This is a genomic window from Gemmatimonadaceae bacterium (assembly GCA_020852815.1).
GTDB lineage: Bacteria > Gemmatimonadota > Gemmatimonadetes > Gemmatimonadales > Gemmatimonadaceae > SCN-70-22.
The window spans coordinates 1-10,880 of sequence record JADZAN010000020.1 but is presented as its reverse complement, the minus strand read 5'-3'; the positions used below and the strand labels follow the sequence as shown (position 1 = coordinate 10,880).

Below are 10,880 nucleotides of genomic sequence, written 5' to 3'. Positions count from 1 at the left end.
GCGGCGACGGCGCTCCCACTCCGTGACGGGCTCGGCCCACCGCCCGGCCCCGACACACCACGGACGAGCTGCCGCCGCCTTGAGCCTACACCTGGTTTACCAACCTTCAATGGAGACATACAAGGACACACGGAGGCACGGAGGTCCACGGTTGAGTGCAACTGCTTGTTGCTTTTCTCCGTGTGACTCCGTACCTCCGTGTGCCCTCCGTGTTGAAAGCTTTTCGCCTTTGATCTCCCCGCCCCCCTCGAAGGCTAGAACACGATCTTGTACACGATGGCCATGTTCCGCCCCGGGTTCGGCGCAAAGCTCTTGATGCGGCTCGTGGCGTCGCGGTAGATGGTGTCGAACAGGTTGTCGGCGCGGAGGACGACGTTCTGGAGCGTGGTGCCGCCGAGGACGGTGTAGCCGATCGAGAGGTTGGCGAGCGTGTAGGAGTCGGTGGGAAGGTCGAGGGCGTCGCCGGAGACGTGCGACTGCCGGAAGACCTGCCGGACGCTTCCACCTAACGAGAACCGGCCGTTGTCCCAGCGCACGGTGGCGGACAGGCGGCCGGCGGGGATGTAGGGGAGGTTCGTGTCGTCGGTGAAACGGCCGCGAACCCAGTCGGCGCTCGCCCCCAGCACCCAGTGGCGCGCCACCTCGCCCTCGCCTTGCGCCTCGAGGCCATACAATCGCGCGTCGTGCTGCTGGAAGTTCACGAGCGGGACGGCCACGGGGCCGTCGTCGCCCTCCACGTCCCGCGTCCCAACAGCGACGGGGGCAATGTAGCCGTCGACGCGGTTGACGTAGGCACTCAACTGCGCAAAGCCGCGGGTCGACTGCGTGCGGATGATCCCCTCGAGCCCGGTGCTCTGCTCGGCCCTGAGTGCGCGGTTTCCCACGTCATACGTGCCGACGGCGGCGTGATAGCCATCGGCAAAGACCTCCTCCACCGTCGGCGCACGGAAGGCACGCTGGGCGTTGACGCTGACGTTGGCGGCGTGCCCAAGCGGGAGGCTGAGGCCGAACGAGGCGGAGGTGCTGTTGTACGCCTTGCGTTGCGCCGGACCAAAGCGCCCCTGCACGTCATCCTTTGTCTCGAGCGTGAACCAGTCGTAGCGCGCGCCGAGTTGCAGCGTGGGGACGCGCGCGTCGGGGCGCGTTGGGCGCTGCAACGGGAGTTCCTGGAAGAGCAGGAGCCCGACATTCTGGTTGGTGGCCCCCGGCGTGAACGCCTCGTCGCCGGCGGGACGATAGTCACGAAAGAGTCCCTGCACGCCGAGCGTGCCGGTGAGTCGCCGCCCTTGCGTGCGTGCGGAGAGGTTGAAGGTCTGCGTGTTGAGCAGGAAGTTCGTCCCCACGGCACCCGACGGCTCGAGTTCGTCGTGGCCGTAGCGTTGCACGGTGCCATCCACGCGCACGGTGGGGATGAGTCCAGCGCCGGTGTTGATGGTGGCGCGCATCGAGCCCTGCGCGCGCGACCCATCGAGGCGAATCGGCTCTCCGTCGGTAGGGAACGGGACGCCGTACTCGAACGACGAGGCGCGGAAGGCGACGCCGACCTGGGCGCGCTCTCCCACGTAGCCGATGCCGACGGAACCGCCCGTGCTGGCCGCGTCGGTGTTCTGCAGCGTTCCCCGCCCGCCAACGCGCAGGTCGTCGGTGGAGCGCCAGTTGCCGCGCGCGGTGAGGGCGAAGTTCGCACCCAGCGGGAGCGTGGCGCCCCCTCCCACGACGCCCCCCGGCGTCACCGACTCGCCCTGCCCGCCGAGAAAGAACGACGGGCGCGCGGGCACATCGGACGGGATCTCGTTGGCGATGACGTTGACCACGCCGCCTAACGCGTTGTTGCCGTACAGGAGCGAGGCGGGGCCGCGGATGACCTCGATGCGGTCGGCGCTGAATGGATCGATAGAGAGCGCGTGGTCGGCCGAGGCGGACGCCAGGTCTCCGGTGCGCTCGCCATCCTGCAGCACGAGGATGCGGTCGCCGGTGAGGCCGCGTATCACGGGGACGTTGGCCATGGGGCCGTTGAAGCGCATGGCGATCCCCGGCTCGTTGGAGAGCGTCTGCGCGACCGAACTGCCGAGGTTGAGCGCCAACCCCTTTCCCGAGAGCTCGACCGCGGCCTGCGTGACGCCGAGGGCGTCGGTGCCGGTGGGGGCGGCGCTCACCAGGACACCCGTCAGGCGCAACGGCGAGGCCCGGAGCACGATGGCGAGCATCACGTCCGGGCCACTCTCGGGCAAGGTGACGACGGCGTGCTGCGGCGCGAAGCCAATGAGCGAGACGTCCACGTGATACGTCCCGGCGGCCAACCCGCGAATGGCGAAGGCGCCGTTGGCATCGGTTTGCAGCACGCGGTTCACGACGCTGACCACGACCTGCGCATTGGCCAGCGGACGCCCCGCCGAGTCCTTCACGGTGCCAAGAATGGGCGGGGCAATGGTGGCCGCGGCGTAAGTGGCGCCGTGCGCGCGCGGGAACGCGACCGCCCCGGCGAACGCGTGCGCCGCGAGTGAAGAGGGCGACAGCAACGCCGCCAGCAGGGCGATCATGGCCGCCACGCAGGCGAACGGCGGCCCGCTGCGGCGAACTGGTGACATGAGTGGCATCGGTGGAATCGCAGCATGGCGTGAGGCCCGAGTTCGCGCGGGGCGCGAGTCGGCGACGACGACGTGGGATGTGCGATGTCCGCAGGGAGTCAGGCGGCCGGATGTGGCCGGGCTCTCACACTGGCGCGCTGCGGCTCACTCAGGCGGGCGGGGCGCGCGACCGGCGCTGGGCGGTGGACTCGTCCGCCGCGTGACCGATCCAATCGGCGCGCGACGGCCAGTTCTCATCCCCTTCATCAAGCAGCTGAGGCGGCGACACCGGCTCCGCCCAGGCCTGGGTCGCCACGCTGCACAGGACGCAATGTTCCTGGTGCGCGATGGCATGCGGCGAGCCCGGCTCCTCGAAGTGGACGGTCGATCTCTCGGACGCCGCCATCGCCGCCGGCCGCGCATCGATGATGGACGCCGCCCCCGGCGCAACGACATGCACCACCGCCACGACGGCGGCGAGCACGCGAAGAAGGAGGGGGCGCATGCGCATGGTGGGTAGCCTAACGGCTGACGGCGAGAGGGACAATTCCCCGATTCCCGCCGAGGACTTTGCGAGAATCGTCATGTTGTATTGAGGTACCGATCCTAAGCTTCGCGTCGAGCGCCAGCGTGACGTCGAGTCGTCGCCACGCCGCCTCGACCGTGCCGGACATCAACCGAGGATCGTACCACGTGAGGAGGGTCAAACCAGCAGTCCTCAACAGGGTTTTCACCTGCATGGCACCCTACGGACGGCGCCGGCGAATCGTTGGTGCACGGCTCACCCTGCTCGTCGCGACCATCGTGCCCGCCATCGTGACCGCCATTGTGCCCGCCATTGTGCCCGCCGTCGTCACCATGGTGGTCCTCGCCGCCCCGCTCGCCGCGCAGCAGCGCGACTCCACGGCGCGGCGCTCCCGGGCTGACTCGCTCCGCGCCGACAGCGTTCGCGTCGCCGACTCGCTCGCCATCGTGCGCGAGCTGGAAGGGCGCGCCACTCCCGCGAACGCGCCCGCGAGAACGGCCGCGCCGGCGCAGGGACAGCCCGGCCCGTCCAACCCGCGCCTCCTCCCCGACATCTCCGCCGTGGGCGACCTGATTGGCGACCTGTCGCCCAAGGGGAGCACACAGGGCGACAGCACACGATTCGGCATCCGGGAAGTCGAGATCGCACTCCAGGCAGCCGTCGACCCGTTCTTTCGCGGCGACGTCTTTCTCGGGATCTCGGACGGCGAGGGGATCTCGATCGAGCAGGCGTACCTCACGGCGACGGCGCTCCCATGGGGATTGGAGGTGCGCCTGGGGCGACTGCTGCTGCCGGTGGGGAAGCAGAACACGACGCACCGGCACGATCTGCACTCCATCGAGTACCCGTGGGTGCTGCAACGCTTCCTGGGAGATGAAGGGCTCAAGGGGACGGGGATCTACGCCAGCCGCATCTTTTCCCCGCTCGGCTTCTATCAGGAGCTGATCGTGACCGCGAGCGACCGCTTTGGCGAGGCGCCGGATGGGCTGCGCGCCACGGAGCGCGCCAACAAGCGGCTGACGGGGCTCGGCTACTCGGCGCGCCTGCGCAATTACTGGGACCTGTCGCAGGCGTCGAACCTGGAGTTCTCGCTGTCGGCGGTGACCGGGCGACGCGAGCAGCCGGTGAGCGGGGCCGCGACGGTCAACGCCGCCCTCGCCCGGCAATCCGTGGTTGGGGCCGACCTCACGTATCGATGGAGGCCGCTGCAGCGGGGGCTGTATCGCTCGTTCATCCTGCAGGGCGAGCTGCTGCGGCAGGTCAACGAGCGAAACCCGGCGCTTCCGGCCGCAACCGGATCAGGCGCGGCGGTGTATGATGGTCCGCGGCGCGACTACACCGGTGCGTATCTCTTTGCGCGCTGGCAGGCGTCGCGGCGCGGTTACCTCGGAGCGCGCGTCGATGCGTTGCAGGACCCGGAGTATGCTGGCGGCACGACGCGCGCCGCCTCGACGTACCTCGAGTTCTTTCCAAGCGAGTTCTCCAAGCTCGTGGCCGGAGTGGAACGCGTCGCCCCGCCCTCGGGGTTTCCCTCCCTCACGCGTGTCATCCTGCAGGCGACCTTCGCCCTCGGTCCGCACAAGCCACACCCCTTCTGATGCCCTTCCCTTCCCGCACTCCGCGCGCGCCAGACTCGCCGCGCCATCGCATGCCGCCGCGCACTCGCCATTGCCTGGTCGCCGCCGCCCTCTCGCTGGCATCGCTGGGGACGCTCGCCACCGCGGCACCACTGCACGCGCAGCTGCACGTGGTCACCAGCACCACGGATCTCTATGACATCGCGCGCGCCGTTGGCGGCGATCGCATCGTGGCCGCGCACGTGGGCGAGGGTTACCAGGATCCGCACTTCATCGAAGCCAAGCCGTCGTTCGTCCTCCAACTGCAGAAAGCCGACGTGTGGGCCTTTGTGGGGCTCGATCTCGAAGTCGGCTGGATGTCGCTTCTCCTCGACGGGGCGCGCAACGCGAAAATCCGCATGGGCGGGAGCGGTTACGTCGACGTCTCGCGCGTGATCCCGGTGCTCGACCAGGCGCGCGGGAACGTGGATCGTTCGCAAGGTGATGTGCATCCGCTGGGAAATCCGCACTACTGGCTCGACCCCGAAAACGGGCGCCGGATCGCAGCGCTCTTCCGGCAGAAGTTCAGCGATCTCGACCCCAGGGATGCGGCGGTCTTTGCGGCCAACGAGAAGGCATTCGACGACCGTCTCACCGCCGCCGAAAAGGCGTGGGCGGGCGACCTCGCGACGCTCAAGGGGAAGCCGATCGTCGCTTGGCACACGAGCTGGCGCTACTTCGCCGAGTACACCGGCGTCAACATCGTCGGCTTCATGGAACCCAAGCCGGGAGTTCCGCCGTCGCCAGCGCACCTGGCGGGGTTGATCCAGACGATGCGACAGACGGGGGCGAAGGTGATCGTGATGGAGCCGTACTACGACCGGAAGACGGCGGACTTCGTCGCCGGGCGTGTGGGGGCCAAGGTCCTCGTGCTCCCGCCGTCGGTGGGCGGGGCGAAGGGGCTCGACGACTACGTCTCCGTCATGCGCAACGACGTGCAACAGCTCGCAGCCGCGGTCCGATGAGCGCCCTCGTCTCCTTCGAGGGCGTTTCGTTAGGCTACGGCGGACGGGCCATCCTCAACCAGCTGGATTTCGTCCTTCCCGAGGGTGACTTCCTGGGGCTCGTGGGCCCCAACGGCGCGGGTAAGACGACCGTCCTGCGTGCCTTGCTGGGCACGCTGGCGCCGCTCGGCGGGACGGTGACGCGCGCCGAGGGGCTGCGCTTTGGCTATGTGCCGCAACGCGACCAGGTGAGCGCCCACTTTCCGTTGCGCGTGCTCGACGTGGTGCTCATGGGGCGCTACGACCGCATCGGGCTCGGGCGGCGCCCGGGACGGCAGGACGAGTTGCGCGCCCATGAGGCGCTGGAACAGGTGGGGATCACCGACCTGGCCGACCGCCGCCTCACCTCGCTCTCCGGGGGACAGAAGCAGCGCACGCTCATCGCGCGCGCCCTGGTGGGTGAGCCTAACGTGCTGGTGCTGGACGAGCCGACAACGGGGATGGACCTCGTGTCGACCACGCAGATCCTGGGGCTGGTGCGCGACCTGCACGAGCGCGACGGCCTCACCGTGCTGATGGTGAGCCACGCCCTCAACGAGGTGGCCAACTACGTGGAGCGCATCGCGCTGGTGGTGCGCGGCAAGTTTCGCGTGGGGCCTGTGGACGAGATCCTCACCGAGGGGACGCTGCGCGAGGTGTACGGCATCCCGGTGGAAGTCCAGAGCTTCGACGGGCACCGCGTGGTGCTGGCCAAGCGCACCACGACGGGGGATCGCGCGCACCACCAGGTCACCGTCGACTTCGAGGGAGGGGCGCGCCATGCTTGACGCCGTCCTCCTCTTTCGCGAGGCGCTGTATGGCACGCTGCTGATTGCCCTCGCCTGCTCCGTGGTGGGAGTGTACGTGGTGCTGCGGCGGATCGTCTTCGTGGGCGCGGCGCTGGCGCAGGTGTCATCGGCCGGGCTGGCGATCGCGTTGTGGCTGGCGGGGCTCGGCGTCCTGTCGGGGCTCACCGGGCATCCGCTCACGGTGTCGCTCCTCATCACGATCGGTGGCGTGATCTTCTTTGCCACACCGCCGCGCGGCGACGTCCCCCCCGACGCGAGCATCGGCGTCGCCTACGCCGTGGCGGCCGCGGCGGGGATCCTTTTCATCGCCAAGGCCAAGATGGGCGAGGCGCATGACATCCTGCTGCAGGGGAACATCCTCGGGATCACGCGCAAGGACACCCTGTTGCTGCTGGCGACGGCGATCCCCGTCCTCCTGGCGCATGTCGTGTTCTACAAGGAGTTCCTGTTCGTCTCGTTCGATCGGGAGACGGCGCGCACGCTCGGGTATCGTGTCAGGCTGTGGGACCTGGCGCTGTACCTCACGCTCGGCGTCGTCATCGCCTTCAGCATGCAGTTTGCCGGGGTGATGCTCGTCTTCAACTTCCTGGTCCTCCCGGCGGTGACGGGGCTGCTCCTGGGCGGGAGCATGCGCGCCACCTTCGTGGTCTCGGTGGGCTCGGCGCTCCTCGCCGCGCTGGTGGGGTTTGCCGCCTCCATCCCGCTCGACCTCCCCAGCGGGCCGATGATCATCGTGGTGTCTGGGGTGCTGGTCTTCCTGGCGTGGGGAGCGCGCCGGGCGCGCGGCGGCTGAGCTGCGGACAGGGCGGGGGGCATTGAACGCTGCCGAGCGCTGGCGGCTCCCGAGCGGGTGAGGACTCCGCGCAGGCGCGCGTCCACGTCACGCATCGCGCCCTCTCGCGCGAGGGGGCGATGCGTCGACAAGTTTCGCGCGTCGAGCGTGCGACGCGGGTGATAGCTCCGCGCGGCACGCGCGGCCCCCGCCCTTCACGGTCCGCGAGCACATGTCGAGACGACGCCTGATCACCGAACGGGATGTAGTGCGCGCCAGGCGCGAGGGCGCGCAGACGCTCGCCGTTGGCAATGCCGTCGTCACGCCGGCGGCCCGCGACGCCGCCGCGAAGTTCGGGATCGCGCTCGCTGCCGCCACCGCTGCCGCTCCGCCAGCCGCAACGCCGGCACCCGCGGCGAGCGCCACACCGCCAGCCGCAACTCCCGTCGGTGCCGCGAACGCAGCGCCGGCCGTCGGGGCGATGGCGGGCGGCGCCGCGCTGCGCGTCGTGGTCGGCGCCGATCACGGCGGCGTGTCGATGAAGGATGCGCTCGTGGGCTACCTCAAGCAACGCGGAGTGAGACTGCACGACGTGGGGACGTTTGGCGCCGACGCCGTCGACTACCCCGACTTTGCCATCGCCGTGGCAGGCGCCGTGGCCAGCGGAGCTGCCGACATCGGGATCATGGTCGACGGTGCGGGGATCGGGAGCTGCATGGCCGCCAACAAGGTCCGCGGCGTTCGCGCCGCCATGTGTCACGACGTCACCACCGCCGCCAACGCACGCGAACACAACAACGCGAACGTGCTCACGCTCGGCGGCACGCTGCTGGGCGGGCGCCTGGCGCAGGAGATCGTCCGCACCTTTCTCGACACGCCGTTCGGCGGCGGGCGTCACGCGCCGCGCATCGCCAAGATCGACGCGCTCGACGAAGGGCGCAGTTGAGCGCGCAGCGGCTCCGCATCGCACATCCACCCTCGGTTCACCTCCCGTCGTGCCTTCCATCCCCATGCTCCCCGACTCTGTCCCGTCTGTGCTGCAACACCGCGCTTGTCTCCCCGCCCTTGCGGCGCTCGTGCTGCTGGCGCTGGTCGCACCGCCCCGCGCGCTCACCGCGCAGGAGACGCCGACGCAGCGCGCGGCGGCTGTCGACGTCGTGCGGCGACAGGGGGAGCTGCAACAGCGCATCGACGCCGCGGCGCTCGCCACGCGACTGAGCAATGCGCCGAACGCGAGGCGCGACGCGGTGGTGGCGCGCGCCAGGGCGTTGTGGGAGCTCGAGCTGCAAGCGATGTCGGACGACATCACGCGCCATCCCGAGGTTGGCTTCAAGGAGTCGCGCTCGGTAAAGATCCTCGCCGACTGGCTCACCGCGCACGGCTTCGCGGTGGAGATGGGGGTGGGCGGGCTGCAGACCGCCTTTGTCGCGCGCTACACGAAAGGGACGCCGGGCCCCAACCTTGGCGTGATTGTCGAGTACGACGCGCTACGGGGCACGCTGCGCGATTACCACGGCGACCAGCACTCGGCGCAGGGGCCCGTGGGGCTGGCGGCGGCGCTGGCGGTGGCCGAGTTCCTCACCAGCAGCAAGACGCCGGGAACGGTGACGGTGTACGGCACACCGGCCGAGGAGATGATGCCGCCCCCGTCCAAGACCGTGATGCACAAGGCCGGCGTGTTCAACGGCGCCGATGTCATCGTGCGCTCGCATTCGTCGGTCAACACGCAGCGCCCGGCGCCGGGCTTCGGCACCTGCTGCCTCAACATCGACGGCGTGCGCTACACCTTCAGCGGGGCACCCGCCCACCAGATGACGGCGTGGGAAGGGCGCGATGCGCTCACGGCGGTACTGCACTTCTTCCAGGGCGTCGACGGACTGCGCAAGAACATGCGCCCCGAGGCGCGCATCCAGGGAATCATTCCCGAGGGAGGAAAGGCGCCTAACGTCGTCCCCGACCGCGCGGTCGCCGACTTCTACATCCGCTATCCCGACGAAGTCTACCTCGCGCAGATGCGCGAGCTGATCGACAACGCCGCGCGTGGCGCCGCGATGTCAACGGGGACCAAGGTCGAGATCGACAACTACGGTTCGATGCGCGACGGGATCTCGACGGCGGCGTTGAATGAAGTCGCCTTTGCCTACCTCAAGAAGTACGGGGCGACGCGCGTGGTGAACGAGCCGCAGAAGCCGCAGGGATACGAAGAGACCGGGTCGGTGTCGCGCGACATCCCGGGCGTGGGCTTCTCCGCCTTCACGTCGACCGGTGGCTTCCACACCTACGAGATGGAGACCGACGCGCTGAGCGACATCGGGCACACCGGCTTCCGCATCGACGCGATGGCGATGGCCGCGCTGCTCACCGACTTCGCGACCGACGCCGCGTTCCGCGCCAAGGTGAAGGACGAGTTCTCGTCGACGCGGGCGCTGTTCGGCGACTACATCACGGCGCTGCAGAAGGCGTATCCGCTCCCGGTCGTCAAGTAGGCTGGCGGGAGGTCCGCCAGGCGCAACGCCGCGTACGGGTCAGACGCCAACCTTGGCGCTCCCCCATCCCTCGGCGTCGGCATCCTGCTCGTAGAGCTTGTCGAGGTTCACCACCACGCGCTCGCCGTCCTTGCGCACGGCAAAGCGGTCCATCGCGCGCGTGGCGCGTCCGGAGATGAAGACGCCGTCGGGGCGGTACTTGGACTTGTGCCGCGGGCACTGGAACTCATGGCTCCCGTCGTTCCAGCGCAGCGCCGTGTTCTGGTGCGGACAGGTGAGCGCGAAGGCGTACACGTTCCCGGCGTAGCGGGCGATGATGACGCCTTCCTTCTTGTCGATGGCGACGCCGTCGGCGGCGGGAATCGCGTATGCCGTCTCCTGCGGAGCGGTGCGTTCCCCCGCGATCTCGTGCGCCGGGAGTGCCTGCACGTCGCGCGGAAGGATCCCTTCCACCGCGAACAGCGCCAGCGCGGCCGCGAGACCGCCAAGGAAGCCCCGCCGACTGGAGCGAAGCTCGCACCCGCCGCAGGCGTCAGTGGCGGCCGTGACGGACGCGACGTGGCGGGAGGGTGCAGCTGGCGGTGCAGCTGGAGGTGCGGCTGGAGGTGCGGCTGGAGGTGCAGCTGAGGGCAGTTGTGGCGCCGAGTTCGGCGCAGAGTCGGGACGGGGCATCTTCGTTAGGCTGACGTGCACAGGATCGTGCCGGGCAGGAGCAGGGCGCACGCGATCGGTCGCCAGGAAGAAGACACGGTGCGCGAGCGCGACCCTCACGCCCACCTTCCCAGCGAAAGCTGGGATCCATTTGTCCTCGCGCCGTTCGCGGGCGGTGGTGAGCACGCGGGAAAGACCGGACTCACGCGAAGCCGCGAGGCGGCGAAGTCGCGAAAGCACTGGCGCGCGGGGCGTAAGGGCCGGGGGGGGCGGGGTGAGGAGGGGGCGCGGTGAGGAGGGGGCGCGGGGGGGAGGGGGCGCGGGAGAGGGGGCGAAGACGCGCTGAGGAGGGGGCGCGGGAGAGGGGGCGAAGACGCGCTGAGGAGGGGGCGCGGGAGAGGGGGCGAAAGAGCGGTGAGGAGGGGGCGCGGAAGTGGGGGCGAAGGCGCGCGCGGAGAGTGACGGCGCCT

Annotated in this window: 9 protein-coding genes; 6 read left to right on the top strand and 3 right to left on the bottom strand. The window is 69.6% G+C overall.

Annotated elements, in window-relative coordinates; translation table 11 throughout:
- Positions 1 to 254: 254 nt before the first annotated feature.
- Positions 255 to 2,588, bottom strand: coding sequence for a TonB-dependent receptor (locus IT359_12315; GenBank protein MCC6929759.1), 2,334 nt, complete (start codon positions 2,586 to 2,588; stop codon positions 255 to 257).
- Between the two features lie 148 nt (positions 2,589 to 2,736).
- On the bottom strand, positions 2,737 to 3,078 hold the full coding sequence (locus tag IT359_12310; protein ID MCC6929758.1) for a hypothetical protein: 342 nt from the start codon (positions 3,076 to 3,078) through the stop codon (positions 2,737 to 2,739).
- A 227-nt stretch (positions 3,079 to 3,305) separates the two neighbouring features.
- On the opposite strand from IT359_12310, the gene IT359_12305 reads away from it, so the two are divergent.
- From IT359_12305 to IT359_12280, 6 genes are all read left to right on the top strand, one after another.
- Entirely contained in the window at positions 3,306 to 4,691 is a 1,386-nt protein-coding gene (locus IT359_12305) for a hypothetical protein (GenBank protein MCC6929757.1), read from the top strand.
- Positions 4,692 to 4,741: 50 nt separating this feature from the next.
- A complete protein-coding gene (locus IT359_12300) occupies positions 4,742 to 5,674 on the top strand; it encodes a zinc ABC transporter substrate-binding protein (GenBank protein ID MCC6929756.1) in 933 nt (310 codons plus the stop codon).
- Positions 5,671 to 6,480, top strand: coding sequence for a metal ABC transporter ATP-binding protein (locus IT359_12295; protein ID MCC6929755.1), 810 nt, complete (start codon positions 5,671 to 5,673; stop codon positions 6,478 to 6,480). The genes IT359_12300 and IT359_12295 overlap by 4 nt, the downstream gene beginning before the upstream one ends.
- Positions 6,473 to 7,294 carry a metal ABC transporter permease gene (locus IT359_12290; GenBank protein ID MCC6929754.1) on the top strand — a complete coding sequence of 274 codons (822 nt, stop codon included), beginning with the start codon at positions 6,473 to 6,475 and terminating at the stop codon, positions 7,292 to 7,294. The genes IT359_12295 and IT359_12290 overlap by 8 nt, the downstream gene beginning before the upstream one ends.
- Positions 7,295 to 7,505: 211 nt before the next feature.
- Positions 7,506 to 8,219, top strand: coding sequence for a ribose 5-phosphate isomerase B (rpiB, locus tag IT359_12285; GenBank protein MCC6929753.1), 714 nt, complete (start codon positions 7,506 to 7,508; stop codon positions 8,217 to 8,219).
- A 49-nt stretch (positions 8,220 to 8,268) separates the two neighbouring features.
- Positions 8,269 to 9,759 carry a peptidase dimerization domain-containing protein gene (locus tag IT359_12280; protein MCC6929752.1) on the top strand — a complete coding sequence of 497 codons (1,491 nt, stop codon included), beginning with the start codon at positions 8,269 to 8,271 and terminating at the stop codon, positions 9,757 to 9,759.
- A 39-nt stretch (positions 9,760 to 9,798) separates the two neighbouring features.
- Here IT359_12280 and IT359_12275 read toward each other — a convergent pair whose 3' ends face one another.
- A complete protein-coding gene (locus IT359_12275) occupies positions 9,799 to 10,530 on the bottom strand; it encodes a Rieske (2Fe-2S) protein (protein MCC6929751.1) in 732 nt (243 codons plus the stop codon).
- Positions 10,531 to 10,880: the final 350 nt, after the last annotated feature.

Coding starts and splice junctions, on each gene's coding strand:
- IT359_12315 (MCC6929759.1), bottom strand. CDS start 2,588: ATGTCACCAGTTCGCCGCAGCGGGCCGCCGTTCGCCTGCGTGGCGGCC.
- rpiB (MCC6929753.1), top strand. CDS start 7,506: ATGTCGAGACGACGCCTGATCACCGAACGGGATGTAGTGCGCGCCAGG.
- IT359_12295 (MCC6929755.1), top strand. CDS start 5,671: ATGAGCGCCCTCGTCTCCTTCGAGGGCGTTTCGTTAGGCTACGGCGGA.
- IT359_12300 (MCC6929756.1), top strand. CDS start 4,742: ATGCCGCCGCGCACTCGCCATTGCCTGGTCGCCGCCGCCCTCTCGCTG.
- IT359_12310 (MCC6929758.1), bottom strand. CDS start 3,078: ATGCGCATGCGCCCCCTCCTTCTTCGCGTGCTCGCCGCCGTCGTGGCG.
- IT359_12290 (MCC6929754.1), top strand. CDS start 6,473: ATGCTTGACGCCGTCCTCCTCTTTCGCGAGGCGCTGTATGGCACGCTG.
- IT359_12305 (MCC6929757.1), top strand. CDS start 3,306: ATGGCACCCTACGGACGGCGCCGGCGAATCGTTGGTGCACGGCTCACC.